Below are 25216 nucleotides of genomic sequence, written 5' to 3'. Positions count from 1 at the left end.
CGCCTCAGCCGCATCTTGGCAAGCCGCTACTTCCGCTTTCGTCTTTGGGCGCTTGCCCTCACACCAGCCGAGGCTTCCGCAGAAGCCGTGCCACCAAATCGCTTGCGATTGAAGGGAACGGCGCCCGAGCCCGGCACCACTTCGACGTCCTCGAGCCGCAGGGGCTTGCCGCTGGACGTCCGCAGTACGGGAAATTCAATCGGGCGCCCAGCGACACGATCGCGGAAGACGACCTGCGGTCCCTCAGGCTCTGCGAGCCAATCATCGCCCCACTTCTTGAGAGCCAGGTAGGCCGGAAAGAAAGCGCGCCCCTTCTCGGTCAGCACGTACTCGTATCGTCCGGAATGTTCGGGCAGCGGCACGCGCGTCATCACACCAGCATCGACGAACTTCTTCAAGCGATTGCTCAAGATATTGGGAGCAATACCAATGTAGTGTTCGAACTCATCGAACCGCTTCACGCCATAATAGGCTTCACGGAGAATCAGGATGGACCAGCGGTCGCCGACCACCTCCATGGCACGAGCCATGGAGCATTCCTTATTGGCAAGACGGCTCTGCTTCGCACCGGACATCGTTTTCCTAGCTTCGAATTCAGCTCATACCATATTGAGCGGAATCCCAGTATGTCCAGTGCCAGCTAGGGGGTTGCAAACCTTCGCAGCCGAATGGTTCTCTCGGATCTCAGGCCGCACGGCCCGACTCGGCCGGCGGTTTGACGCCAATCTCGGGCTCCAGAGCGCGGGGATGCGTGACCAGCACACCCGCTTCGCTCAAGCGTCTCAGTTCCTCCTGGCTCACGCCCAGTTCGCTGAACACCTCGAAATTGTGCTCTCCCTGGAACGCAGGTGCTCCGATCGGCTTCAACTCCTCCGCCGAGAACCGCCACGGCCGACCCGGCAGTCGATATTCGCCGCCGCTGCGGTCCGGCACGTGCTGCACTGCGCCCCAATAATCGCTCCATTCCGACGCGCTTAGTTCCTTGATCGAGCGGATCTCGCCCATCGCGATCTTGGCTTCGTCGAATTGGGCATCGAGCGTCGCCATGTCGGGGAAGGTCAAGATCCACGACTGGATCATCTGGTGCAGCACACCGAAATTCAAGCGACGCGCGGCCGCGCTCGCAAAGCGCGGGTCGTCCATCAAATCCACGCGACGCATCGCGCGCAGCCAGGATGGGAAGGTCCGGCTGCCGACAATGCTCGTCGCAACCGTGAAATGCTCTCCATTAGGTCCGGTAAAGAATGAGCAGTCCGTCGCGCCGAGCACGGCGGGCTCGGCTCCAATATCATCGTCGGAAAGATCGACATGTGCACGTTCGTTGACCGCGAGCAGTGTCGCAGCCATCGCGACATCGATATATTGGCCCTGACCTGTCCTTTGGCGGCTATTCAGCGCGCCAAGAATCGCGATGGTGGCCTGCAGGCCGGCGTAGACGTCCGCGTGCGAGAGGCTGTCCGTGCGCGGTTCAGTCAACGCCTCTCCATAGTGACGAATGCTGTTTTCGGTGAAGCCGGCCTCGGCCTGCACGGTCGGCGCATAGGCCATCCGGCTGCGCCAGGGTCCGCCCTGGCCATAGCCGGTGATCGAGGCATATACCAATCGCGGATTGCGCTTGGACAGGGTTTCATAATCAAGGCCGAAGAAACCAAGCGTGCCCGCGCGGAAGTTTTCCACGACGACATCGGCGGTATCGCAGAGCTTCAGTGCGAGTTCATAAGCACCGGGAACATTGAGATTGATGCTGACGTTGCGTTTACCGGCGTTCTGCTGCGCGTAATAGCCCGACATCCCGTCGGTTGAGGGAAACGCGAAGCGTGAGACGTCCGGGCTTGGCGGCTCCACCTTGATGACCTCGGCACCGAGATCCTGCAAGGTTCGCGCGCATAAGGGGCCTGCCAACACACGGGAGAAGTCGACGACACGGATTCCGTTGAGAGGACCGCCCATGTCAGCGCCCCGCGAACTTGGCGAGACCCGGGCCGTTCTTGCGGAATGACGCAAGACCGGTTTTCAGATCTTCCGATGCCCAGATCGGCGCCTGCACTCTTGCCATCGCCTCGTCTGCCGCCACCACACCGTCGTTGACCGCAATATGCACTAGCTCCTTGGTCGCCGCGTGCGCTACCGTCGGCCCCTGCGCGAACTCCTCCGCGATAGACATCGTCGCCTTTTCCAAGGATTCCTCGGGCACGGTAAGATTAATCAGGCCCCACTTCTCCAATGTCGGCGCATCGTAGCGCCGTGCCAACATCGACATCTCTTTGGCTCGCTGTGCCCCGATCCGCTGAACTTGCCGCTGGATTCCGCCAAGTAGCGGATGCAACCCAAGCGTCGCCTCGACCGAGCCGATCTTTGCTGACGAAGCTGCGATGACATAGTCGCATGACAGCGCGAGCTCGAGCCCGCCGCCGAGGCAAACGCCATGAACGCTGGCGATCAACGGAATCGGCAATAATTCCATGAAGCGGAGGAACTCGACCCCGCTCAGCAGCCGATTTTCACCGCTCTGATCAGATGTGCCCTCCGCTACGCGCTTGTCAAAGATGTCCAGGTCGGCGCCGGCAGAAAAGTGGCGCAATCCGCTCCGGATCACGATGGCACGGCTACCCGCCTTTCGCGATGCTTCCACCTGCTCCACGATAGCGTTGATGAGCTTCGGGCCGAGCAGATTGTACGGCCGGTAAACCATCGTCAAAACGGAGATATTGCCACGCTCCTCGCGCGCAACCATCGCTTCCTCGGACAAAGTTGCCTCCTGTTTTCCGGCCCCTCACCTGCAGATGCACACTCCGGCTCTTGCAGGCACAATACATGTTGACTTGCGTTTTGCAAGTCGTCATCGATATCAACCAGTCCGGCGTTCCACGCGGTTCTTCAGGATGCCGATCTTCTCGACTTCGAGCTCAATGCCCTCTCCATGCTCGAGGTACCACCGAGTTCGAGGCCGCAGCCATTGCCAACCGTGTCAGACTCGATGAACTCGCCGGGCATCAACGTCTCATCCAGGGTGACGTGTGCAATGATTTCCTCGAATGAGAAAAGCACGCCTTCGCTGGTACCTTGAGAACGAAGTTCTCAGTTCACGCGAGCTTCCATCCTGAGTTTGTAGGAGTCGTCAATTTCGTCATGCGTGACGATCCAGGGTCCCCAACACATTGCCCCCATCAAAGCTTTTACCCTTGGCCGGCCCGAGCCGGCCTGCCATCTCTATGAGCTGGGCATCTCGCGCGGAAAAACCATTGAAAATCGTGTAGCCAAATATGTGATCGCGCGCCTTCGCAGCCATGTTCGCGCCTTTACGCTTAGTGACGAATCCGAACGCCAGTTCGTAGTCCATCACCTTCCTGCACCGTGAAGCGGAGCATAGGCCACGGCTTGCAATTGCACGTCATGACGCTGAGAAATTTCAGGTGGCCACGGGCCCGCCTCCCATGAATGAGGCACCGGCTTGACGGCGATCACCACCTTTCCTGGGAGGTACGGACATCAACTTCAAACGACCATGCTCGCAGTGATTGCCGGTAGAGGAACGCAAATGCGTCGACTATGCCCTCGATACTGACCAGGCTGTTCTCCCGCTGGGCTGCGTCGGGTATGCGCTTGAAGATCTTGTCACCGGCGATGGCTCCGTCGACAACGACGTGCCCTACATGGATCCCTTCGCTGGCATATTCCTTTGCCATGGCCTGCGCGAGAATCCGCAAGCCAGCTTTCGCCGAATTGAACGCGCCATACCCCGCTTTTCCGCGCAGCGAAGCACTGGCGCCGGTAAACAAAAGCGTGCCGGCCTTGTTCGGCAGCATGCGGCGAACGGCCTCGCGGCCAAACAGGAACCCACCGAAGCAGACGACACGCCAGCTTTGCTCGAAGTACCCCGCTTCCATCTCCAGAATACGCCCGGGTGTGTTGTTGCCCGCATTATAGATCGCCAGATCGAGTTCATCGCCGGCTCTGTCGAACATTGCGACTACATCGGCTTCGTTCGTCGCATCCGCCACTATCGGGAGAGCCTGTCCGCCCGATGAGGTAATGTCATTTGCGATCGTCTCGAGCGCGAGTTTCGTACGGCCGGCGACTATCACCCTCAAACCTTCAGCGGCGAATCTCTTGCACAACTGGGCCCCCAGTCCCCGCTCTGGGCCCACTCCGATGACAATTGCTGTCTTCATGGAATGCCTCGAAAATCAGGCGCGCGCTTCTCGATGAACGCCTTTACGGCTTCAGCATGCTGTGCAGTCTCCGCCGCCATGACCATGTTTTTGGCTTCATGGTCCAGCGATGTCACAAAATCTGTCGACAGCGCCAGATCGAGATTGTCTTTGATCGCTGCATACGCATGGGCCGGACCATTCGCGAGTGTTCTTGCGATGACAAACGCTTCGCTCAGCAGAGCTGCATCGGGTACTACACGGTTGACAAGGCCCAACGCCTCGCAGCGGCGGGCATCGATCCGTTCTGACAAATACATCAGCTCTCGCGCGCGCGCCGTTCCGGCCAACCGGGTCAGCAGCCAGGAAATTCCGTAGTCTCCGGTCAATGCAATCTTGGCATAACCAGTAGTCATTAAGGCAGATTCGGAGGCAATCCGGATATCGCAAGCAAGCGCGATGGCAAGGCCGGCGCCGGCGGCCGGCCCCGGAAGCGCCGCGATCGTTGGCTTGCGGAGAGAAACAAGCGCCCCGGTCAGCGTCCGCTGCCCTTCCATCAGGCGTACGACCTTGTCTCCATAGGCCATGGGCCTCGTGGACGACTTTGTGCCCATACCCTTGACATCACCGCCGGAGCAAAACGCGGTGCCGGCGCCGGTGATCAGCAGAGCGCCGACATCAGGATCGCTGCCAGTCTGCCTGATCATCCGGCGCAGCGCCGGCGTCAAATGGTCCGATAGTGAATTCCGCGCTTCGGGCCGGTTCAGCGTGATAATGGCAACGCGATCTCGGACCGAGCAGAGTAGTTCGTCCGTTCCGGTGTCAATCGAAATTGATCCATCGGTCATGATACGCAGCCTCCCGGCCCAGGACCATCGGCAATCCGCCACCTCGTTAGCGGACGTCTGTCGCCTCAAGCCCTCTTTCGGGCGGAATTTTCGTCGGCGTCGAGGAAGCCGGTTAGTCGCTGACGGATGATCGCATCCGCATCGGTCATGATGCGATCGATCAGTTCCTTCACCGTTGGAATGTCATGGATGAGGCCGACGACCATGCCGCAGCTCCAGGCCCCGGCATCCATGTCGCCATCGATCATGACCCTGGGGTAGACGCCCGCGACCTGGTCGAGGATGTCCTCGATCTTCAGGCTCTTGCCCTTTTCACGCTCGATCTCCAGCAGGCGATCGACGCCCTTGTTCTTCAACACACGCTCGGTGTTGCGCAAGTTGCGCATTACAAGGCGGGTGTCGAGTTCGGTAGCTTCCAACAGCGCGTTCTTGACGTTGTCGTGCACCGGCGCTTCCTTGGTAGCGATGAAACGCGTGCCCATATTGATGCCTGCCGCGCCCATCGCCAGCGCCGCGACCAGGCTGCGGGCATCCGCCATGCCGCCCGAGGCCACGAATGGGATCGACAACTCATCGGCGGCGCGCGGCAACAGGATCATGTTGGGCATGTCGTCTTCGCCGGGATGACCGCCGCATTCGAAACCGTCGACGCTGACGGCGTCGCACCCGATTTCCTGGGCTTTGAGCGAATGCCGGACGGACGTGCACTTGTGGATCACCTTGATGCCAGCCGCCTTGAGCGCTGGCATGTATTGCTCGGGACTGCGGCCCGCGGTCTCGACGGCCCTGACGCCGCCTTCGGCGATGGCTTGAATGTATTCGGGATAGGGTGGCGCCGAAAAGGTCGGCAGGAAGGTGAGGTTTACGCCGAACGGCTTGTCCGTCATATCGCGGCAGCGCGCGATCTCCTTGGCCAACAGCTCCGGCGTCTTCTGCGTCAAGCCGGTGATGATGCCAAGGCCGCCGGCGTTGGACACCGCTGCAGCCAGTTCGGCAAAGCCGACATAATGCATGCCGCCCTGAATAATCGGATGCTGGATGCCAAATAGTTCAGTGATAGCTGTCTTCACGTAAGCCTCCAGTTTCCGATCAGTGCACGATCTCGAAAAGTCCGGCCGCGCCCATACCGCCGCCGATGCACATCGTCACCACGCCGAATTTCGCTTTGCGGCGCCGGCCCTCGATCAGGATATGGCCGGCCAGTCGCGAGCCCGTCATGCCATAGGGGTGGCCGATGGCGATCGCCCCACCGTTGACGTTCAATTTGTCCGGATCAATGCCCAGCTTGTCGCGGCAGTAGATCACCTGAACCGCATAGGCCTCGTTCAGCTCCCACAGATCGATATCGTCGATTCGCAAGCCGTGCCGTTTCAGCAAGCGAGGGATCGCGGCCACCGGCCCGACACCCATCTCGTCGGGCTCGACACCCGCGGCGACGAAGCCGCGGAAAATGCCAAGCGGCCGGATTCCCTTCTTTGCAGCAATCTTGTCGCTCATGATTACGCAAGCCGACGCGCCATCGGAGAGCTGGCTGGCATTGCCGGCGCTGATGGTCTTGCCTTCGAACACCGGCTTGATTTTGGCCAAGCCCTCGGCCGTGGTCTCCGGGCGCGGACCTTCGTCTTGTGCCAGGGTAACCTCCTGGTAGGAGATCTCCTTGGTGTCCTTGTCGACGACAGCCATTTTCGTCGTGATCGGAACGATCTCGTCACTGAAGCGCCCACCCTGCAGCGCGGCTCCGACGCGACGCTGGCAGTCGAGCGAATATTCATCCTGGCGGTCGCGCCCGATCTTGTAGCGCTCGGCGACCACTTCGGCGGTCTCCAGCATCGACATGTACATTTCCGGCTTCATCGCCATCAAATCGGCGTCGACAGCGTGAAACTTGTTCATATACTCGTTCTGGACGAGGCTGATGGATTCGATGCCGCCTCCGATGGCGACATCGACGCCGTCAAGCATGATCGAGCGCGCGGCGACCGCGATGGCCTGCAAGCCGGATGCGCATTGCCGATCAATGGTCGTGCCGGCAACCGTCACCGGCAATCCGGCACGGATCGCGCCTTTGCGAGCGACGTTCATAACCATGGTGCCCTGCTGCATCGCGCAACCCATCACGATGTCCTCGACTTCGCCGGGCTCGATCTTGGCGCGCCTGACGGCTTCCGCGATCACATGGCCCGCCATGGTCGGTCCGTCGGTGTTGTTCAACGCCCCGCGGTAGGCCTTCCCGACCCCGGTGCGCGCGGTCGATACGATGACTGCTTCTGTCATATTTTGCCTCTGATTTAAGCGGCCGCATCGGTCTGCGCATAGCGCAGAACATGGAAGGCGGGATCGCCGTACTGGATGTTGATGGAAGAAATCCGCTTGAAGTAGTGGCCGACATTGAGCTCGTCGCTCATGCCCATGCCGCCATGCAGTTGCACGGCCTGATCGGCCACGAATCTAGCGGCGTAGCCGACCTTTGCCTTGGCTCCCGACGCCAGTCTCGATAGGCCCGATTCGTTTGCCGCCAGACCTAAGTTGAGATGCTGCATCAGGGACACCGCTTCCTGATGCGCGATGAACATGTCTACCATCCGATGCTGCAAAACCTGGAAGGTGCCGAGCGCCACGCCGAACTGCTTTCGCGTCTTGGTGTATTCCAGCGTCGCCGAGTTCAATTCGGCCATCGCGCCGACGGCCTCGGCACACAGCGCGCCAATGACGCGTTCGGAAATCGCCTCTAGCGCGCCAGCGCCCCCTCCTTCTTCGCCTAGCAAGCTATCGTTGCCGACGCGCACGTCCTTGAGGCTGACCTCGGCCGCTCGGCGGCCGTCGATCGTCTTGAAGCCTTGCAGGTGAAGATTGGCGGCGCGACGATCAACGATGAACAGACTGACGCCTTCCGAATCGAGACGGTGGCCCGAGGTGCGTGCTGAGACGATCAGGTAATCCGCCCAGGGGGCCGCGATCGCGACCGCCTTTTCGCCGTTCAGGACATAGTCACTACCTTCGCGGCGCGCCGTTGTGGTGACGTCAGCGAAATCGTAGCGCGAGCCCTTTTCGGCCCAGGCCAGCGCCCAGATTGATTTCCCGGAGATGATGTTGGGAATGAACTGATCCCTCTGTGCAGGCGAGGCTTCACTCTCGATCAGGCCGCCGGCCAGAACGACCGTCTCCAAAAATGGCTCGACCACGAGGTGACGGCCGAATTCCTGCATCACGATCATGGTCGCCAGGGGGCCACCGCCGAGGCCGCCCGCATCCTCCGAAAAAGGTGCGGCAAGCAGGCCGAGTTCGGCGAACGAGGCCCAGTGCTTGCGACTGAAGCCTTCTTCGCTGGCTACGATCTTGCGACGCGCTTCGAAGTCGTATCGATCCCGCAGAAGCCGCTGCACGCTGGACCGCAATAGTGCCTGCTCTTCTGTGAACTGAATATCCATCCGATCCCCCGTACTCCGCTCGGCCTAAAGTCCGAGCACGGCCTTGGCGATGATGTTGCGCTGGATCTCGTTCGATCCGCCGTAGATTGAGAGCTTGCGTGAATTCAGGTACTTCTCGGACGCAGTATGACCGTAGGCCGGGCCCGGCATGAAGCGGTTGGCACTGACGGGATGCTCCCGGATCGCCAGACCGTAATTACCGATTGCCCGGTGCGTCAGCTCGGTGATGTTCTGGAAGATCTCCGTACCCCGAATCTTGAACAACGACGCGGCGGCGCCTGGATCGATCCCGCGGGCCATTTGTGCCACCACGCGAAGCTCGGTTGCTTCCAAGGCCAACACGTCCAGCTCGATCCGTGCGATATCCCGTACGAATTCGAGATACGTCGGATCTTCTTCGGGAATCTCGGCCTTCACGATTTGCTTCAGCCGATCCAGGTAGCGCGTCGAACGGCCGATGCCGGCCATACTGGTGCGCTCGTTTCCGAGCAGGAATTTTGCGTAGGTCCAGCCCTTATTCTCCTCACCGATCAGGTTTTCGATCGGAACGCGGACATTTTCCAGGAAGACGTCATTGACCTCGTGGCTGCCGTCGATGGTGATGATCGGGCGCACGGTCACGCCGGGCGATTTCATATCGATCAGGAGAAAGGATATGCCGGCCTGCGGTTTAGCCGCCGGGTCGGTCCGCACCAGGCAAAAGATCCAGTCGGCGTGCTGCGCCAGCGTCGTCCAGGTCTTGTGGCCGTTGACGACGTAATGGTCGCCATCACGTACGGCCTTGGTTCTGACCGACGCAAGGTCCGATCCTGAGCCGGGCTCCGAATAGCCCTGACACCACCAGTCCTCGCCGGAGAGAATGCGCGGCAGGAATTTCTCCTTCTGCGCCTTGCTACCGAAAGTGTAGATGACGGGCCCGACCATGGTGACGCTGAATGCCAAAGGCGGCAGCGTCCCGGCTCGGCTGGTTTCCTGCTCGAAGATGAAGCGCTGCGTGATCGACCAGCCGGGCCCACCATATTCCTTCGGCCACAGCGGCGCGATCCAGCCCTTCTTGTAGAGGATGCGATGCCAAAGGAGCGTCTGCTCCTTGGTCAGGTCAGTCTCCGGGTTCGGCACCCGCATTTCCTGCGGATAGTGCTCCACGATGAATGCACGCACTTCATCGCGGAAAGCAGCATCCTCTTTCGAAAGCTTAAGCTCCATCGAAAGGCCTCGTTACCACTTTTCGCCGAACGGTCGAATTTCCATCTCGAACGTCCACGCGCTGCGGGGCTGTTGATAGAGCTGCCAATACGATTCTGCGACGGAGGCTGGGGGCATCAGCAGGTCGGGATTGTCCAGTGCATTCGGCCCAAGCGCCTCGATCCGTCTCTGGCGAACCCATTCGGTATCGACGCCGGAATCGATGACGAGGTGCGCGACGTGGATGTTCTTGGGGCCCAATTCGCGCGCGATCGCCTGCGCAACCGCGCGAAGGCCAAACTTTGCGCTGGCGAACGCCGCATAGCCCGTTCCGCCGCGGAGACTGGCGGTCGCGCCTGTGAAGAAGATGTTGCCCTTGCCGCGGGGCAGCATCAGCCGCGCGGCTTCGCGCCCCGCGAGAAAACCGGAATAGCACGCCATTTCCCAAACTTTGCGGAACACCCGTTCAGTGGTGTCGAGAATGGGAAAATTGACATTGGCGCCGATGTTGAAGATGCAGACCTCGAGCGGAGCGTGCTTGTCGGCATCGCCGAGGAATGAAACGATCTCATCTTCCTTGCGCGCGTCGAGCGAACGCGCATGAATCTCGCCCCCTGCCTTCTCGATTTCCTTGACCAAGGGCTCCAGCTTGTCGCCGTTGCGGCGACCGGCGAAGACCGTGAAGCCTTCCGAAGCAAATTTCTTCGCGATCTCGGCACCGATATAGTCACCGGCGCCGATCACAGCGACGGTCGCGCTCCGCTTTTGCATGGCTTTTCCTCCGATCAGGCTAGATCTGGCGTCTTTGGCTTAGCGCCGGCAGCCCGCTCACTCACCGCATCTAACGACGATTGAACGTTCTTTTTTAGAACTAGTCAATCGACATTTTCAGATTGATTTATCTGGCCTGTGCATCGAAACTGGTTCTATCACTCGCATACGTCGTTTACAGCATCGTCGACACAGTCTATTTAAACCGTTTCAAATAAGAACTGATCGGGAGGAATCGAGATGGCGAGAGCCCGCGGAGTGGCGATACTTGTCGGCGCTGGCGACGCGATCGGGGCGGCCGTCGCCCGCCGCTTTGCGAAGGGCGGATATACCGTTTGTATCTGCAGGCGGGAGGCAGCAAAATCGCAGGCGCTTGTGGCGGAGCTGAGAGCGGCGGGTCACAGGATTCACGCCTTTAGTGTCGATGCTCGCCAGGAATCCGGGGTTCAGGAAATATTCGCGCGCATCGAGAAGGAGATCGGGCCAATCGAGGTCTGCCTTTTCAACGCCGGATCGAACGTCAACAAGCCTTTACTGGAGACAACCGAGAAGCTGTTCTCTAAAGCGTGGGAACTCGCCTGTTACGCCGGATTTCTGGTCGGCCGCGAGGCCGCACGCTACATGGTATCGCGCGGTCGGGGCAGCATCCTGTTCACCGGCGCGACCGCCAGCCTCCGCGGCGGAACGGGCTATGCGGCCTTCGCCAGCGCGAAATTCGGTCTACGCGCTGTCGCGCAGTCAATGGCCCGGGAATTGGGCCCAAAAAATATCCACGTGGTGCACCTCATTATCGATGCCGGCGTCGACAGCCCGGCGATCCATGCCCGCATGAAGGCGGCTAAAGGCATGGAGGCGAGCGAGATTCCACCGGATAGCCTGACGAAAACATCATCGATCGCGGAAGCCTATTGGTTCGCGCACGGGCAGACGAGAGATGGCTGGACACATGAACTCGACCTCCGTCCTTCCGCGGAGAAATGGTGAGATGGACACCATGCCGAATCTGACGCTGTGGGGAGCAGGCACCAGCCGGACCGTACGGGCGCACTGGGCGATGTACGAGCTCGATCTCGCCTACACGAGCAAGCCGATCGGGCCGCGTACTGGGGAAACCAAGACGGCGGAATATACCGCGCTCAATCCGCGGCAGAAGGTCCCGCTGCTACAGGACGGCGATTTCTGCATCGGCGAGAGTGCCGCTATCGTCGCGTACCTGTCACGCACTTACTCCACGCGGGACCGGGCGCTGATCCCAGAAAAGCAGCGCGACTATGCTGCCTGGCTGGAATGGTGCTTCTTCATCGTTGCAGAGCTTGATTCCACTAGCCTCTATGTAATGCGGCGCCATCGGGCAGATGGGCTTGGCACCATCTACGGCATTGCTCCCGAAGTCGTCGCCAGGGCAGGCGAGTATTTCCGCGAGCAATTGCGCCATGTGGAGGTCGCGCTTGCCGATGGACGCCGATACCTGATGGGCGATCAGTTCACCAGCGCCGATATCCTGCTGACCACGTGTCTCGAATGGGCGATCACCTATGAGGTGGGCGTCTGCGATAACGCCCTGCCCTATCTGGAGCGCATCCACGCCCGGCCTGCCTATCGGCTCGGCCAGGAAGCTAACATTCCGCTCGTTCCAATTACGCCGGTGCTGCCAAAAGCTCCGCCGGCTTAACCCGAGATCCGGACCGATTTTTCGGTCGCCATCTTCTCGATTGCGGCATTGTCATAGCCGAGCGCACCCAGGATCTCGCGCGAATGCTCGCCGATTCGGGGGGCAGGGCCACCGATCGCAGCCGGATTGACTTCGAAGCGAGCGGCCGGCTTGGGCTGTCGAATGCGACCAACACTGGGCTGGTCCAACTCGGCAATGAGATCGCGCGCAATCACCTGCTCGTTGTGAATGATCTCCCCACGGCGCAGGATCGGCGCGCAGGGGACGTCCGCTGCATCGAGCCGTTCCAGCCATTCGGCGGTGTTGTGCTGCGCGATGTATTCAGCCATCTTGTTGATGCGAGCAGTCGCATTGACGGAACGCGCCGCCGGCGTCGCAAAACGTGGGTCGGTGCCAAGCTCCGGATCACCTGTCGCCCGACAAAACCCCTGCCATTCCGAATCCGAGATAGTACCGCAAGTGATGTAGCCGTCGCTGGTCTTGAACACGAGGTCGGGGCGATCATTGGGATCGGCCGCAGCAGCCTCGGCGCCCACCACAGTGTATTGCATCATACCTTCTGGCCAGAGGTAGGAGATCATTGCATCCAGCATCGCGACCTGGATGTGATCCCCTCGTCCGGTCTTCTCTCGCGCATAGAGCGCTGCTGCAACCGCTTGTGCCGTCATGACGGCCGTGGTCTTGTCGCAAACGATGGTTCTGATCATCTGTGGCCGGTTGGTCACGGGCTGCGACTGGATGTCGGCGAACCCCGAGAGACCCTGAATGATCGGATCGTAGACGCGCTTCTTGACATAAGGGCCGGTTTCGCCGACGCCGCTGATGGAAACGTAAATCAGCCGCGGATAGCGGCCGCGCAACTCGGCGGCCCCGAGCCCGAGGCGTTCCATCGTGCCGGGCCGAAAATTCTGCACCAGCACGTCGGATTGCGCGACAAGTTTGGCAAGCACCTCGCGACCGGCTTCGCTCTTGACGTCGAGCGCAAGCGAACGCTTGCCACGGTTTGATGAGATGAACAACGCCGAGAACTCACCGCGCTTGTCGATGGTGGCGCGGCTGCGGCGGGTGATGTCGCCACCAATGGGCTCGATCTTGATCACGTCGGCGCCCTGGTCGGCCAAAAACATCGTCGCGAACGGACCTGATACCACACCGGTCAGATCGAGCACACGAACTCCGCTAAGCGGCCCTGGCATGACGTTTCCCCTCTCCTGGCTGGTTCTTCCGGCCATTACGCCAACTCCTTCGGCCAGGCGCATTATCTCGTGCTGCGTTTCGAGTCACGCAATGCTGGCGGCAGGCTGTCGCATCTGCTCGACGATCGATTCCTCGACGTCCCGGAGCTGGTCCTTGCCGAAGAACATCTCCTTGCCGACGAAGAACGTCGGCGAACCGAATGCTCCGCGGTTGACCGCATCCGTGGTCAGGTCGATGAGCCTCTTCTTGACGTCGTCCTGCTGAGCTCGTGCCATCAGCCTGTCGATGTCGAGCCCTGAGGATTTGAAAGCCGCGCGGAACACCTCGACGTCGTCCATCTTCTTCGGATCCTCCCACATGTGATGGTAAGCGGCCCGGAAATACGGCTCGAACATACCCTCGAACTGAGCGGCGACCGCACCGCGCATCAGCATCAGCGTATTCACCGGGAAAAACGGGTTTTGCCGAAATGTCGTGATGTTGTGGCGACGGATGAAGCGCTGCGTCTCGAGCGCCATGTATTCGGGCTTGTTCTTGATGCCGTGCAGCGACTCCGCCGGGGACATGTTGCCGGTCGCCTTGTAGATGCCGCCGAGAAGTATCGGCACATAATCAAACTTCACGCCTGTCCGTCGCTCGACGCCAGGTATTGCGCGTTCCGCCAGATAGGCGTTGGGACTGCCGAAATCGAACTGGAATTCAACCTTCAGAGCTGTCACGCCGGCCTCTCCCGCATAGGCATTGTTGAAGTGGTCATGTTTGGTCCGCACGAACCGTATCGCCAACTCTCATACAGTTCTAAAAACGAACTGTCAATAAACTGGCAGTTTCTGCTATTTTGGCCCAGATCGGTTAGAGGTTGTTTGGAACGTAGTCCCTATCTAGAATGGTTCTTGAAAAGACGGTTGCGTTGGCGATTCGAGCGACCCGTCGCTGGAAGAGTGGAGAAGTACGAATGAAGTGGGATGCCCTCGAGGAAGAGCCATGTTCACTGGCGCGAACCATAGGTGTAATTGGCGACCGTTGGACCCTTCTGATTTTACGCGAATGCTTTCTGCGCACCCGACGATTTGAAGGCTTCCAGTCTGCGCTCGGGATCACGCGCCATCTGCTTGCCGAGCGGCTGAAGAAGCTGGTGCGGAACGGCGTGTTGCGGCGAATTCCTTATCAGGATTCACCCAAGCGCCATGAGTACATCCTGACGCAAAAGGGCCTCGATCTCTATCCGATCATGATGGCGCTCGTCCATTGGGGCGACACGCACATGGTCGACGAACGCGGGCGACCTCTGCTGCATGAGCATAAGAAATGCGGCAAGGTCTTCGATCCCGTAATGGTGTGCTCGGAATGCGGCGAACCGCTGTCGGCGAAGGAAGTTCATACCCATCCGGGCCCCGGCGCGCGCGGGAAGCTCGAGAAGGCCTCTCCCGAACAGAAGCCGAGCAAGGCAAGGACCCGCAGACAAGCAGCGTGATCCCGGGCGTTTGCCTTTCGGCGGGGACTGGCGACGGCTCGATGAGGTTCGCATCACGATGCGTTGCTCTGCGCTGAAGTGCCCTGTGGCACTCTTGCACTGTCCCCTCGCGCTGGCGCGGAATAATGCCCTGAGAAGCGTTGGCGCAGCTCCATCTTCTGGATCTTGCCCGTCGCGCCATAGCTGAGCGCGTCAACGAAGACGATATCGTCAGGCATCCACCATTTGGCGATTTTGTTGTCCAGATAGGCCCTGATCGATTGCGCCGTTACGGTCGCTCCGGATGTCGGCACGACGATAAGCAGCGGTCGCTCCTCCCATTTCGGATGAGGAACGCCGATCACGGCCGCCTCCGTGACTCCCGGGCATCCCTTCGCCAGGTTTTCCAGGTCGATGGACGAAATCCATTCACCGCCTGACTTCACAACGTCTTTGGCGCGATCGGTCAGCTGGATGTAATTATCATCATCCATCACAGCGAGATCCCCGGTATTGAACCAGCCGTCCTCCAGCAGCGGCTTGTCCTCCCCGTAGTAACCGCTGATGATCCACGGTCCACGCACCATCAATCGGCCGCTGGATTTTCCGTCGCGTGGCATCTCACTGCCCCGCTCGTCAGCGATCTTGATGTCGACGCCGTAGATCGGCTGCCCCTGGCTGGTCTTGCGTCGAAGCCGATCCTGCGGGGAAAGGCTCGCCGTGCGTCGCGACGGCTGCGAAGACGTACCGCAAGGACTCGTCTCAGTCATGCCCCACAGATGGTTGACCGAGACGCCCAGGCGCTCAAGACCCTCGATCAGGCTGGGCGCGGGCGCCGAACCGGCAACTATGATGCGCTCGAGCGTCCCAGCACCGGTACCCCTGGACTCTAAGTACTGGAGTAGGTTTGAATAGAGTGTCGGGACCCCGGCGGTCATGGTCACGCCTTCCCTGTCGATCAACTCCGCAATGGCGGCGCCGTCCATTTTGGGTCCTGGCAGGACCAGCTTGGCACCGACCATGGGAGCTGCATGGGTCAGGCCCCAGGCCCCGTTCGCGTGAAACATCGGGGTCATCGGCAGAAGCGTGTCGCGCGGCGCAATGCCCATTGCGTACGCACCGCAGATGCAGAGGCAATGCAGGATATCCGATCGATGCGAGTAGAGAACGCCCTTGGGATTGCCTGTGGTCCCCGACGTGTAGAACAGGGAGGAGGCCGAAAGTTCGTCGAATACCGGCCATTCAAACTCCTCCTTTCCCAAGTCCACGAATTCCTCGTAGCACAGCAAATTCGGCAGCGTCGTCCTTGGCATGCCGGCTCGATCCGCCATCAGGACAAACATCTTCACGCAGGAAAGCCCGGCCGCCAGCTTCTCCACGAGGGGAAGAAACGAGCTGTCGAAGAACAGGATTTTGTCTTCGGCGTGATTAGCAATGTAGCTGATCTGATCCGGGATAAGCCTCGGGTTGATCGCATGCCATACTGCACCGATTCCCGTGACGCCATGCTCGATCTCGAAATGCCTGAACGTGTTCCAGGCAAGAGTTGCGACACGATCGCCCTGCAAGATCCCATGGCGGGTCAAAGCATCGGCAAGCTTTCTGGTGCGACGCGCCGCATCCCCATACGTATAGCGATGAATCGAGCCCTCCACGGTGCGCGAAACGATCTCCGTCCGCGAATGGACGCGCTCCGCATGCTTCAAGAGCGAGGACAGTAGCAAAGGCTGGTTCTGCATCAATCCTTTCACGATAACCTCATTTCAGCTGCAGCGATTGACGCCACCGGCGTTAGCGAGACACCACCAACCTCATCACTCCGAGCTGGCATCGAGAACCTCGCTGAATTGATCCCACCGCGTTCCGGTCCAGCGCTGTAGCCTCATTTGCGTGAAATTCATGTTGATCTTGTCGCTTGTATTGACCGTGATCCCAGGCAGCAGCGTGGAAAGCGCGACGTTCTTGAGGTTCTTGGCCTGCCCGATGATGTTTTCGCGCGACAGATCGTCCCCACACTGCTTGAGCAGGCGTTCGAGCAGCATGCCTTGCGTATACCCGAACAGATAGTTCGTGTCGGCAATATCGATTCCGGGCAAATACCGCGCGACAAATGCTCGAAAGTTCTTCATTCCGTCGTTGTTATCCCACTGCGAGTCGGTCGGGTCCATCGCCACCGTTCCAACGATGACGCCTATTGAATTGTCGAGACCTGCGGGCTTCAGCGTGGCGCCAACCGAGCTTGATGGGTAGTTCAGTACGATCATCGGCTTCCAACCGATTTCGGCAGCTTTGCGGATTGCCTGCGCCGCGAACTTCGGGGTACCAGCCACCAACAATGCCTCGGCGCCCGAACTCTTGAGACTCACCACCTGCGAATCCACCGTCGGCTCGCTGACCTCGTAGGCAATTGCGACGACCTTCTTGTCGAACTCGTCTTTAAGGACCCCCTTGAAAGCGTTGAGGTAGTCTTTTCCGAGATCATCGTTCTGATACAGAATCGCGTACTTCGCGTTCGGCAGCGTCTTGGTCAGGAACCTGGCGTAGATTTTCCCTTCGGTGTCGAAGCTGACCAGACTGGTCGTCGTCAGCGGAAACTCCGCCACATTCGTGAACTTGTTCGATCCCGAGACGATGCCGATCGCCGGCACGCCCCTCGACTTCAGATACTTTGCAGTGGCCGAGTTGCCGGGCGTGCCGAGCTGGCTGAACATGAAGGCCACTTCATCGCTTTCGACGAGCCTTCGCGCATGCTCAACCGCTTTTGGTGGGCTATAGGCATCGTCATACGCAATGTAGTTGACCTTTCGGCCGTTTACTCCGCCGCGGTCGTTAATCGACTGGACATACGCGAGAAGCCCTCGACCAACGAGACCGATCGACGAAGCAGGACCGCTAAAGGGAAAGATGCCCCCGATCCTGATCTCCGTTGGCGTGATCCCCGGCATATCGGCAGCAGAAGCCGATGACCCGAACGCCAGAAGCAGCACCGCGAAAGCAGACCTGAAGAGCCCCAGCATCACTTCCTCCCAAAAATGAGGATTGCATGCCCGAGTGGCACGATCCAACAAAGCGCGGCCTTGATCGACCGTCGTTCCTCGCCAATCTAACGTTCTTTTTTGGAACTAGTCAAGCCGCCCGAGTCTTCCCCTCGATCGCCAGAGCGGGACCCATCCGCTCAAGCTCACGACCACCTAGGCGCACGCTCGCTTCGGCCGAAAAAGCGAAAAATGAAGTCATCTTTGAACTATCTACTTGTTGCAGCCCGCGATTATGCGTGCGCTGCCCCCTGAGCCACCGTACCTCCTGGAGGCTCGCCTTCGAAAGCTGATTTCAATTCTTTTATAGAACTACTTCGGGTCCGACCGGTGGCGAGCAGACGTTCACGCTTTTACGCGCCGCAGCCAAGCCACATCTCTCGATTTTGATCGTCCATACCGACTTCGGTTGGCTCCTTCGGACGACCAAAGTCGCCGCCGAAAGGCTCGCCCACGATATGAGTTCCCCTCAACGACCATGCGAGGGCTCGGCTCAACTACTACGGACTGGACGAGCCGGCGCCGCGCGTTCATCTCCGACCGTGCGCGCAACGACCGCCGGGTCTGTTGCTGGGACCTGCTGCCGAGCGGCGCCGAGATCAGCATGACACCTCGCGTACACGTTCAAAATTCTGGAAAGGATATCGATCCGTTCCTGGCGGCTGCCGCGGGAGACGCTGGCAAATGCGTTCGCGCGGCCTTCACAGCGCGATCTACGTCCGCAGCCGCTCCTAGAGTGATTAGTCCTGCCGGCTGCTCGCCGGCGGGATTGATCACCTGGATCGCGTTGCCACCAAGCGGTTCCACCCAGCGCCGTCGATGTCGAATCGGGTATAGCCACGCATTGAAGACCTTCCCTGATTGACATTTTCGCGTATCGAATCGCCAGCCTCTTGCAGGCAGTCCGAGCGCTATTTGCCGACGAGCTAACCGCGGCGCGGGCGTTGCCGCCCTTCTGTCATTTGCCCTTTGTCTGCGGTCCCACGGATTGCATGAAATCGCGATCCGCTGCCGGCAGATTGGCCGTCCACGCCGGTTCATCGCCGGCCTCTGGCAGTACGTGACCAAATTCGATCATCTGCCGCGCTGGAAGCTCGCCGACATATACCCATACGCTGCGGTGATCCGCGGCAGAGGCGGCAACCGCGACGGCCTCTGCCATCAATTTGATCATTCGTGTCTTGTCGATCGCAGCGCGCCCGCCTCGGATGTGACCGTAGACAAACACCTGGTCATGCGTCAGTGGCGCGCCGCCCATGAAGTAGTTCTCAGCTTTCACGTCGTCGAAAATGACTTGCGCGAAGTAGGTCGGCGCTCCCGTCACCTCCGCATGGATCCGCGTGATCTCAGCCGCAATCGCACTCTTCTGCCTGCCCGAAAGGCGTCCCTCGATGCTGGAGCAATAATAGGTTGGCATTGACATCACTCCTTTTTGTAGGTGGCCTCTCCTATCAGGAGAAACCCTCTGGTTATCGCACCAGTTGGACTCGTCGGGTCGGGCTCTGCACGTCGCGGCGCGTGGGCGAGGAAGACTCGTCCCCGCCCTTGATGGCCACCGCGGCTCCGGTTTCAGCGAGCCAGTCTGCTTTGGGTTGCTTGTCCATAGGCCGCGTAGATGAAGGCGCCCATTATCGCCACCAACCATTGGCCAGCGAGGGCCAGGCGGAAGATGTGGCCCTCCCTCACCCACTGTGCGTCAAATCCGGACGCGCCCATAACGGGCAGTAGAAAGTAGAAGGTGGGCGTAGCCGCGATGCAGGCGAGGACGAATACGCCCCATTCCTTGACCCAGGCCACCTCTCCGCGGCGCAAGGCGAAGGCAAGCAGAATCGCGAACAACAGAGTGGCGGCTCCTCCAATCATGTGCATCGAACCGCCTGCAAGGGTAGCGAAGCTCGGCATACCCATCCGCAGGCCCCAGTACATCAATACAATTCCCGCGACGGCGCCGGAGAACGCCAACGCCCAGGACGACGCAACCAGAACACCGTTCGGTTGCCGTCGGACGAAGGCGATCCACAGCAGATGCGCTCCGCTCAACAAACCAACTAACGTCGCCAGAGCAAACGTCGCGCGGCTTACGACATCGCTTGCAATCACGGTGTCATGAAGGTGGATGACACCCGCCGGGACCAATTCTCGGGCGCTGAAAGCCTGCTCCAGCGCGGGGGTCACCATGTAGTATTGAACAACAATGGCGGCGGCGGCGACGAGGGCAGGGAAACTCACGAGCACGAGGTTGCGTGCAAGACGCGCGCGCTTTTCGGAAGCCGCAGTCATGCTTGCGGACTCGGCCCGGCGAACCGGCTGCACCCAGCGGTTGATCGTAAACAGAAGGTAGCCGACCGTCAAAGAAAGGGGGATCAGCACCCCTGTGACGGCATAATTTGCTTCGGTAAAGCGGATGCCCGGATCCAGCGCTCCAAAAAGCAGCCAGCCGTAACGCTGGATGGGTGTGCTCAGCAAGAGCCCGTAGCTTATGCACATCCAGGCTTGGTGGTTGGCAATCTGCTTGCGCCACAACGCATGTACGGCCATCCAGAGGCTGAACGATATGCCCAGGGCCAGGCCCCACAGTCCCACGTAGAAAAACAGATGATCCAGCGTGTCGGCAACCGACGTGCGCACAAGATGGATCATGGCGGTGATCATCGTGCCCTGCAGTACGACGATATAGATGCCACCGGATATGCGGTGCCACTTGGGAAAGCGGCGGCGAAAAGCGGGCCAGAATTGCAGGCCGCCGAAAAGCATGCATACGCCGCCCAGCAAGGAATGGACCATGAGCATTGCGGCCTTTTCCTTGCTCATGACATTGTAGACGAGGAGATGCTCGGCGATGCTCTCCTTGCCATAAGCATAAGTGGACGAACTGACCGATCCCACCAGCGCGACCGTGCTGCCAGCGTACTCCTCGACTTTTGAGGGAGTATCCACGGCTTGGCCGGCTTCGGCGGCGTTCAGCAGCGCGATGCGCTTTGCAGCAATCTCAGAATTCCCGGCTCCTTTGTAATACGCGATCCCCGCCATAATCGCCGCGAACCCATCAAGGGACGCAGCCAGGAGGAGCGCCAGCGCGATGGCGCGGAGCAGCCAGATGCGCAACGGAATTGCTGGTAGCCGAACAAGCGGCGTCGACCGGCCCTGAGGCGAATCAGGCAGAACTGATACAGCCATACAAATCCTCCCTCTGTTACGAGCGCCAGTTCAGATGCTGGCGTCACTGCTTGAGCAGCCATAACGATGTTATTAACCGACAATAACATCGTTATAGTGCAGACGCAAGGAGTGCTGAATGTCCCTATTCGTTTCAGGGAACGGGCGTAAGGATCAACAGAGAGCGGATGCCCTCACCTGACGCATGGCGTCATGGAGGTGACGGCGCGTTCCGGCGTGTCGCCGAGGCCAACCAACATATTTATTGCCATCGGGAAAAGTATCTGTTCGACGCTGTCATCAAAGCGAGCCAAGAGGCCAGCCAATTCGAGGGTAATGAACCCGTGAACGAAGCCCCACAGCTGTACCGCGATGACATTCGGATCATCGTCGCGGATCCGGCCAGCCTCGATAAGACGAGTCGCGGCTCGAACCACATGGCCAAAGGCTTCTTGAAATGCAGGGGATTCCGAGCGAGACAGCGGAGTAGGATCATACTCGATCGCCCGATAGGCTCCTCGAGTTGATAGCCCGAACATGAGATCGTAGAGGTGCGGGTTCTGCCGGGCCACGTCGCGGTAACACAACGCCAAACGGAAGACGTCTGTAACGGGATCATCGGTCTTCGGCGTCCCCTCAAAGGCAGAGGCCAGATATCGGAACCCTTGATCGGCAACTGCGCGCAATAGCTCCGGCATGCCTCCGAAATGGCTGTAAACAGCCATCGTAGAGACGCCAGCCTCATTGGCCACGGACCGAGCTTGAACGGCCGCCGGACCTTGCTCGGCCAGCAGCTTGATCGTGGTATGAATCAACTTGGTGCGGAGATCAGGAAACGCCGTGCCGGTAGCCATAATTGACATTATTACCACTATCGTTGCGCGCTACAGAAGCTCAAAAGAAAAACCTCAAAAGTGTTATTCGGCGTGCATCACAACGAACTTCTGGCACACTTCAATCTGTCCCCTCGTATGTCGTCGGGTCCGCCTCGAACGCTTGCTTCCCCTTTGCGGCCCATAGCCGGCTGTTACTCCTTCCAGGGATCGCAATCGAACGGCTCAGAAGTTGCTACTTGCTGTTCCGCTCCGACTACATGCCGCGGAGCCAAAAAGCTCAAGGCAAGCGCGATGATAGCGGACGCTGAAGGTGACTTCGCATCAGCTCGGCGGCATCTTGATTACGTCCTGCTTCGAGCAGATTAAGCAGGCGCAAATGCTCCTCGACGTGCCGGCGCATGCCATCTCGATCGGCGAAGCTGCGATAGGCGAACAGGCGGCGGATCGAGTTCACGCGTCGCAGCGACTCGACGAAGAACGGATTGCGGGCGCCGCGCGCGATCTCCTCGTGAAACTCGCAGCCCGACTGATAGACCTCGCCGATCGTCATCTTGTCGAGCTCGCCACCGAGTACGCGCTGCTGATGCTGGCGAAGCTTCGCGATGACGTCCTGCTGAAGCCCGAAGCCGGGCTGCAGAATCGCTGCCGGCTCGATCACGGCCCGGAAGGCCGCAGCCTGGTCCTGGGCTTCTGGGCTCGACAGCGTCTCGGCGAAGCGCCAGCCATAGCCGGGCAGGCGGGCGATCCAGCCCTCGGCCGCGATGCGATCGAGCAGGCGCTGCAGCTCGGTGCGGCTCAGCTCGTAGCGGCGCATCAGCTCGGCCTCGGTGACGTCGGCCTCGATGCGCCGGTCGAGAACGTCGGCCGCGATGTCCGCATAGGCCTGCTCGGCGCGGCTCACCGCGGCGAGCGTCGGGCGTGCCGCACCGCTCGTCGGGTTCTGGGTCAGCACGAAGCCGCGATGGGGCTCGCCCCGCGCCAGCCCCGCCGCCTCCAGGGCCTTCAGCCCGAGCCGGATCGGCGCACGCGACACGTCGAGCGCATCGGCCAGCCTTTGCTCGATCAGGCGGTCCCCGGCCTTCATGCCTTCGCGGCGTGCGAACGCCAGGATCAGGCCGGCGAGCTGCTCGGCGCGGTCGGTCGTGCCCGTCCGTGCAGCGGAGGGCGATGTGTCCCAATCGGTCATGATGCCGAGGAAACCTCTTTCAGCTTGACAGATCGTCGGCCGGATTGTTCTTTATATGAAAAATGTACAATCGAGAAGCGAGCGACGGGGAAGCAACGCCAATGATCCGTGAGCCGGACGTCCATATCTGCGAGGTCGCGCCGCGCGACGGCCTGCAGAACCTCGACATGTTCGTGCCGACCGAAGCGAAGTGCGCGCTGATCGACGCCATCGCGGCCGCAGGGGTGCGCGAGATCGATGCCGGCTCCTTCGTGCCGCCGAAGGTCGTGCCGCAATTCGCTGATGTCGATGCGGTGATGGCCCATGCGCTGTCTCATCGAGAGACGAGGATCGGCGCGCTGGTCCCCAATTTCAAGGGCGCGGAGCGCGCCATCGCCGCAGGCGTGGACAACATCTATTTTGTGATCTCGGCCAGCGAGACCCATAACCGCGCCAATGTCCGCCGTACGGTCGCCGAGCAGGTCGAAGCCTTCCATGCCGTGCGCGCCGCGATCGATGCCCGGCCGGCCGCCGAGCGGCCGCAATTGATGGGCGCGATCTCCACCTCGTTCGGCTGCTCGCTCGAAGGCGATGTCAGCGAGGCGGCGGTCTGCGATCTGGCGCGCCGTTTCGTCGAGGCGGGGGCCGACGAGATCGGTCTTGCCGATACCGTCGGCTACGCGACGCCCACGCTCGTCAAGCAGGTCGTTGCGGCCGTCCGGCGCGAGATCGGGCCGGATATCACGCTGCGCCTGCACCTGCACGACACGCTCGGCGCCGGCCTCGCGAACGCGGTCGCCGGCCTTGAGGCCGGCATCCGCCGCTTCGATGCCGCGGTCTCCGGGCTCGGCGGCTGTCCGTTCGCGCCGGGCGCCCGCGGCAACATCGTCACCGAGGATCTCGTGTTCATGCTCGAGCGCATGGGTCTATCGACCGGGATCGATCTGGACCGGCTGATGCTCACGCGCGAGATCCTGGCCCGTCACATCGCGCCGAAGCACCTCACCGGCCATCTGCACGAGGCCGGCATCCCCAAGGTGCTGCGGAGGGCAGCGTGATGGGCGCGGCCCGAGAGCACGACGCTCCGCTTCGGCCGCTCGAGGGCGTGCGCGTCGTCGAGTTCAGCCAGATGGTGATGGGTCCGAGCTGCGGACTCATCCTCGCCGATCTCGGCGCCGACGTGATCAAGGTCGAGCCGATCAAGGGCGATCGCACCCGTTCCTTCAAGGGACCGGCGGCCGGCTTTTTCGCCACCTACTGCCGCAACAAGCGCAGCATCGCGCTCGATACGTCGACGGCGCAGGGCCAGAATGTTGCGCGCAAGCTGATCGCGCGCAGCGACGTGCTGATCGAGAATTTCCGCCCCGGGCTGATGAAGCGCATTGGGCTCGACTACGAGTCCGTGGCGGCGGTCGCCCCGCAGCTGATCTACTGTTCGCTGAAGGGCTACCTGCCGGGGCCTTACGAGAACCGCCTCGCGCTCGACGAGGTCGTGCAGATGATGGGGGGCCTCGCCTACATGACCGGCCTGCCTGATCGCCCGATGCGCGCCGGAGCCTCGGTAAACGACATCATGGGCGGCATGTTCGGGGTGATCGCGATCCAGGCCGCGCTGGCCGAGCGTCAGCGCACCGGGCGTGGCCGTTACGTGCAGAGCGCGCTGTATGAGAACAACGTGTTCCTGATGGCGCAGGCCATGATGTACGAGGTCGTCACCGGCCAGCCCTCGATCCCCTATTCGATCAAGGACAGCCCGTGGCCGGTCTACGATCTGTTCGACACAAAGGACGGCTCGAAGCTGTTCGTGACCATCGTCGGCGAGGAGCAATGGGTGGCGTTCTGCCGCGCCTTCGAGCGCACGGAATGGCTGGACGATCCGCGCTTCGCCACCGCGCAGGGCCGGGTCGATCATCGCGGCTGGCTGATCCCCGAGATCGCCGCGATCTTCAGGACGTGGGCGAGGGACGATCTCGCCGCGGTGCTGGAGCGGCTCGAGCTGCCCTACGCGCCGGTCAACAAGCCCGGCGACCTGTTCGACGATCCGCATCTCAACGCATCGGGCGGCCTGACCGAGATCCGCATGCCCGACGGCCGTCGCGCCAAGACGCCGGTGCTGCCGGTGTCGCTGGACGGGCAACGGCTGCCGAACCGCTACGATCCGCCTGATGTCGGCGAGCACACGCGCGACGTCCTGGCCGAGATCGGGCTGCTGCCCGACGAGATTGCCATGCTGGAAGCGGACGGAACGATTTCGCCTGTGAAGCCGCCAGGGTGAGCGGTCACGTCGCACATCGTCGAGAACATAAGAACTGCGGGAGG

Annotated in this window: 23 protein-coding genes and 1 pseudogene; 5 read left to right on the top strand and 19 right to left on the bottom strand. The window is 60.7% G+C overall.

What is annotated here, in order from left to right; genetic code table 11:
• Positions 1 to 26: 26 nt before the first annotated feature.
• The 11 genes and pseudogenes from QX041_RS22415 to QX041_RS22365 all read right to left on the bottom strand — a co-directional run bounded on the left by QX041_RS22415 (position 27) and on the right by QX041_RS22365 (position 10383).
• On the bottom strand, positions 27 to 530 hold the full coding sequence (locus QX041_RS22415; protein WP_315714209.1) for a helix-turn-helix domain-containing protein: 504 nt from the start codon (positions 528 to 530) through the stop codon (positions 27 to 29).
• A 154-nt stretch (positions 531 to 684) separates the two neighbouring features.
• Positions 685 to 1950 (bottom strand): CoA transferase, encoded by a 1266-nt coding sequence (locus tag QX041_RS22410; RefSeq protein WP_315714208.1) that lies wholly within the window; start codon positions 1948 to 1950, stop codon positions 685 to 687.
• Between the two features lies 1 nt (position 1951).
• Complete coding sequence (locus QX041_RS22405) at positions 1952 to 2749, bottom strand: enoyl-CoA hydratase/isomerase family protein (RefSeq protein ID WP_315714207.1); 798 nt, start codon at positions 2747 to 2749, stop codon at positions 1952 to 1954.
• A gap of 99 nt (positions 2750 to 2848) precedes the next feature.
• Positions 2849 to 3355 (bottom strand): annotated as a pseudogene (locus QX041_RS34410) (fumarylacetoacetate hydrolase family protein); the annotation flags it as partial.
• A gap of 106 nt (positions 3356 to 3461) precedes the next feature.
• A complete protein-coding gene (locus QX041_RS22395; RefSeq protein ID WP_315714205.1) occupies positions 3462 to 4172 on the bottom strand; it encodes an SDR family NAD(P)-dependent oxidoreductase in 711 nt (236 codons plus the stop codon).
• Positions 4169 to 4999: an enoyl-CoA hydratase-related protein gene (locus QX041_RS22390; RefSeq protein WP_316166540.1), complete on the bottom strand. Its 831-nt coding sequence runs from the start codon at positions 4997 to 4999 to the stop codon at positions 4169 to 4171. Before QX041_RS22390 ends, QX041_RS22395 begins: the two co-directional genes overlap by 4 nt.
• Positions 5000 to 5064: 65 nt before the next feature.
• Positions 5065 to 6069, bottom strand: coding sequence for a nitronate monooxygenase family protein (locus tag QX041_RS22385; protein ID WP_315714203.1), 1005 nt, complete (start codon positions 6067 to 6069; stop codon positions 5065 to 5067).
• A 19-nt stretch (positions 6070 to 6088) separates the two neighbouring features.
• Entirely contained in the window at positions 6089 to 7273 is a 1185-nt protein-coding gene (locus QX041_RS22380) for an acetyl-CoA C-acyltransferase (protein WP_315714202.1), read from the bottom strand.
• A gap of 14 nt (positions 7274 to 7287) precedes the next feature.
• Positions 7288 to 8427 (bottom strand): acyl-CoA dehydrogenase family protein, encoded by a 1140-nt coding sequence (locus tag QX041_RS22375; RefSeq protein ID WP_315714201.1) that lies wholly within the window; start codon positions 8425 to 8427, stop codon positions 7288 to 7290.
• A gap of 24 nt (positions 8428 to 8451) precedes the next feature.
• Positions 8452 to 9633, bottom strand: a complete 1182-nt coding sequence (locus tag QX041_RS22370) for an acyl-CoA dehydrogenase family protein (protein WP_315714200.1) — start codon at positions 9631 to 9633, stop codon at positions 8452 to 8454.
• A gap of 12 nt (positions 9634 to 9645) precedes the next feature.
• Positions 9646 to 10383, bottom strand: coding sequence for an SDR family oxidoreductase (locus tag QX041_RS22365; protein WP_315714199.1), 738 nt, complete (start codon positions 10381 to 10383; stop codon positions 9646 to 9648).
• Positions 10384 to 10623: 240 nt separating this feature from the next.
• Between QX041_RS22365 and QX041_RS22360 the strand changes: the two genes are divergently transcribed.
• Complete coding sequence (locus QX041_RS22360) at positions 10624 to 11367, top strand: SDR family NAD(P)-dependent oxidoreductase (protein WP_315714198.1); 744 nt, start codon at positions 10624 to 10626, stop codon at positions 11365 to 11367.
• A gap of 10 nt (positions 11368 to 11377) precedes the next feature.
• Positions 11378 to 12055, top strand: a complete 678-nt coding sequence (locus tag QX041_RS22355; RefSeq protein ID WP_315714390.1) for a glutathione S-transferase family protein — start codon at positions 11378 to 11380, stop codon at positions 12053 to 12055.
• On the opposite strand, the gene QX041_RS22350 is transcribed toward QX041_RS22355, so the two are convergent.
• Both QX041_RS22350 and QX041_RS22345 read right to left on the bottom strand, forming a co-directional pair.
• Positions 12052 to 13251 (bottom strand): CoA transferase, encoded by a 1200-nt coding sequence (locus QX041_RS22350; RefSeq protein ID WP_315714389.1) that lies wholly within the window; start codon positions 13249 to 13251, stop codon positions 12052 to 12054. The two genes, QX041_RS22355 and QX041_RS22350, sit on opposite strands and share 4 nt — an antisense overlap.
• A gap of 84 nt (positions 13252 to 13335) precedes the next feature.
• On the bottom strand, positions 13336 to 13962 hold the full coding sequence (locus QX041_RS22345; protein WP_315714388.1) for a 2-hydroxychromene-2-carboxylate isomerase: 627 nt from the start codon (positions 13960 to 13962) through the stop codon (positions 13336 to 13338).
• 245 nt (positions 13963 to 14207) lie between these two features.
• On the opposite strand from QX041_RS22345, the gene QX041_RS22340 reads away from it, so the two are divergent.
• On the top strand, positions 14208 to 14726 hold the full coding sequence (locus QX041_RS22340) for a helix-turn-helix domain-containing protein (protein ID WP_315714197.1): 519 nt from the start codon (positions 14208 to 14210) through the stop codon (positions 14724 to 14726).
• A 53-nt stretch (positions 14727 to 14779) separates the two neighbouring features.
• Here QX041_RS22340 and QX041_RS22335 read toward each other — a convergent pair whose 3' ends face one another.
• The 6 genes from QX041_RS22335 to QX041_RS22310 form a co-directional block, all read right to left on the bottom strand.
• Positions 14780 to 16456 carry a long-chain-fatty-acid--CoA ligase gene (locus tag QX041_RS22335; protein WP_315714196.1) on the bottom strand — a complete coding sequence of 559 codons (1677 nt, stop codon included), beginning with the start codon at positions 16454 to 16456 and terminating at the stop codon, positions 14780 to 14782.
• Between the two features lie 63 nt (positions 16457 to 16519).
• Positions 16520 to 17722 carry an ABC transporter substrate-binding protein gene (locus QX041_RS22330; protein WP_315714195.1) on the bottom strand — a complete coding sequence of 401 codons (1203 nt, stop codon included), beginning with the start codon at positions 17720 to 17722 and terminating at the stop codon, positions 16520 to 16522.
• Positions 17723 to 18698: 976 nt separating this feature from the next.
• The gene (locus QX041_RS22325; protein ID WP_315714194.1) at positions 18699 to 19157 is read right to left on the bottom strand and encodes a 4-oxalocrotonate tautomerase family protein; all 459 of its coding nucleotides are present in this window, start codon (positions 19155 to 19157) and stop codon (positions 18699 to 18701) included.
• A 152-nt stretch (positions 19158 to 19309) separates the two neighbouring features.
• The gene (locus tag QX041_RS22320) at positions 19310 to 20917 is read right to left on the bottom strand and encodes a DUF2306 domain-containing protein (RefSeq protein WP_316166539.1); all 1608 of its coding nucleotides are present in this window, start codon (positions 20915 to 20917) and stop codon (positions 19310 to 19312) included.
• A 173-nt stretch (positions 20918 to 21090) separates the two neighbouring features.
• Positions 21091 to 21750 carry a TetR/AcrR family transcriptional regulator gene (locus QX041_RS22315; RefSeq protein ID WP_315714192.1) on the bottom strand — a complete coding sequence of 220 codons (660 nt, stop codon included), beginning with the start codon at positions 21748 to 21750 and terminating at the stop codon, positions 21091 to 21093.
• A 259-nt stretch (positions 21751 to 22009) separates the two neighbouring features.
• Positions 22010 to 22918, bottom strand: coding sequence for a GntR family transcriptional regulator (locus QX041_RS22310; RefSeq protein ID WP_315714191.1), 909 nt, complete (start codon positions 22916 to 22918; stop codon positions 22010 to 22012).
• Positions 22919 to 23019: 101 nt separating this feature from the next.
• On the opposite strand from QX041_RS22310, the gene QX041_RS22305 reads away from it, so the two are divergent.
• On the top strand, positions 23020 to 23955 hold the full coding sequence (locus QX041_RS22305; RefSeq protein WP_315714190.1) for a hydroxymethylglutaryl-CoA lyase: 936 nt from the start codon (positions 23020 to 23022) through the stop codon (positions 23953 to 23955).
• The gene (locus tag QX041_RS22300; protein ID WP_315714189.1) at positions 23955 to 25172 is read left to right on the top strand and encodes a CaiB/BaiF CoA-transferase family protein; all 1218 of its coding nucleotides are present in this window, start codon (positions 23955 to 23957) and stop codon (positions 25170 to 25172) included. The genes QX041_RS22305 and QX041_RS22300 overlap by 1 nt, the downstream gene beginning before the upstream one ends.
• The last annotated feature ends 44 nt before the right edge of the window (positions 25173 to 25216 follow it).

This window comes from Bradyrhizobium sp. SZCCHNRI2009 (assembly GCF_032485115.1).
GTDB lineage: Bacteria > Pseudomonadota > Alphaproteobacteria > Rhizobiales > Xanthobacteraceae > Bradyrhizobium.
The sequence above is the reverse complement of the archived record's forward strand: the minus strand, read 5'-3'. Positions and strand labels throughout refer to the sequence as shown.

What these genes read in the sequence shown, in the direction of transcription:
- QX041_RS22370 (WP_315714200.1), bottom strand. Translation starts at nt 9,633, where the DNA reads ATGGAGCTTAAGCTTTCGAAAGAGGATGCTGCTTTCCGCGATGAAGTG.
- QX041_RS22395 (WP_315714205.1), bottom strand. Translation starts at nt 4,172, where the DNA reads ATGAAGACAGCAATTGTCATCGGAGTGGGCCCAGAGCGGGGACTGGGG.
- QX041_RS22410 (WP_315714208.1), bottom strand. Translation starts at nt 1,950, where the DNA reads ATGGGCGGTCCTCTCAACGGAATCCGTGTCGTCGACTTCTCCCGTGTG.
- QX041_RS22380 (WP_315714202.1), bottom strand. Translation starts at nt 7,273, where the DNA reads ATGACAGAAGCAGTCATCGTATCGACCGCGCGCACCGGGGTCGGGAAG.
- QX041_RS22390 (WP_316166540.1), bottom strand. Translation starts at nt 4,999, where the DNA reads ATGACCGATGGATCAATTTCGATTGACACCGGAACGGACGAACTACTC.
- QX041_RS22300 (WP_315714189.1), top strand. Translation starts at nt 23,955, where the DNA reads ATGGGCGCGGCCCGAGAGCACGACGCTCCGCTTCGGCCGCTCGAGGGC.
- QX041_RS22325 (WP_315714194.1), bottom strand. Translation starts at nt 19,157, where the DNA reads ATGCCAACCTATTATTGCTCCAGCATCGAGGGACGCCTTTCGGGCAGG.
- QX041_RS22330 (WP_315714195.1), bottom strand. Translation starts at nt 17,722, where the DNA reads ATGCTGGGGCTCTTCAGGTCTGCTTTCGCGGTGCTGCTTCTGGCGTTC.
- QX041_RS22350 (WP_315714389.1), bottom strand. Translation starts at nt 13,251, where the DNA reads ATGCCAGGGCCGCTTAGCGGAGTTCGTGTGCTCGATCTGACCGGTGTG.
- QX041_RS22365 (WP_315714199.1), bottom strand. Translation starts at nt 10,383, where the DNA reads ATGCAAAAGCGGAGCGCGACCGTCGCTGTGATCGGCGCCGGTGACTAT.
- QX041_RS22415 (WP_315714209.1), bottom strand. Translation starts at nt 530, where the DNA reads ATGGCTCGTGCCATGGAGGTGGTCGGCGACCGCTGGTCCATCCTGATT.
- QX041_RS22320 (WP_316166539.1), bottom strand. Translation starts at nt 20,917, where the DNA reads ATGGCTGTATCAGTTCTGCCTGATTCGCCTCAGGGCCGGTCGACGCCG.
- QX041_RS22310 (WP_315714191.1), bottom strand. Translation starts at nt 22,918, where the DNA reads ATGACCGATTGGGACACATCGCCCTCCGCTGCACGGACGGGCACGACC.
- QX041_RS22315 (WP_315714192.1), bottom strand. Translation starts at nt 21,750, where the DNA reads ATGGCTACCGGCACGGCGTTTCCTGATCTCCGCACCAAGTTGATTCAT.
- QX041_RS22340 (WP_315714197.1), top strand. Translation starts at nt 14,208, where the DNA reads ATGAAGTGGGATGCCCTCGAGGAAGAGCCATGTTCACTGGCGCGAACC.
- QX041_RS22355 (WP_315714390.1), top strand. Translation starts at nt 11,378, where the DNA reads ATGCCGAATCTGACGCTGTGGGGAGCAGGCACCAGCCGGACCGTACGG.
- QX041_RS22375 (WP_315714201.1), bottom strand. Translation starts at nt 8,427, where the DNA reads ATGGATATTCAGTTCACAGAAGAGCAGGCACTATTGCGGTCCAGCGTG.
- QX041_RS22360 (WP_315714198.1), top strand. Translation starts at nt 10,624, where the DNA reads ATGGCGAGAGCCCGCGGAGTGGCGATACTTGTCGGCGCTGGCGACGCG.
- QX041_RS22305 (WP_315714190.1), top strand. Translation starts at nt 23,020, where the DNA reads ATGATCCGTGAGCCGGACGTCCATATCTGCGAGGTCGCGCCGCGCGAC.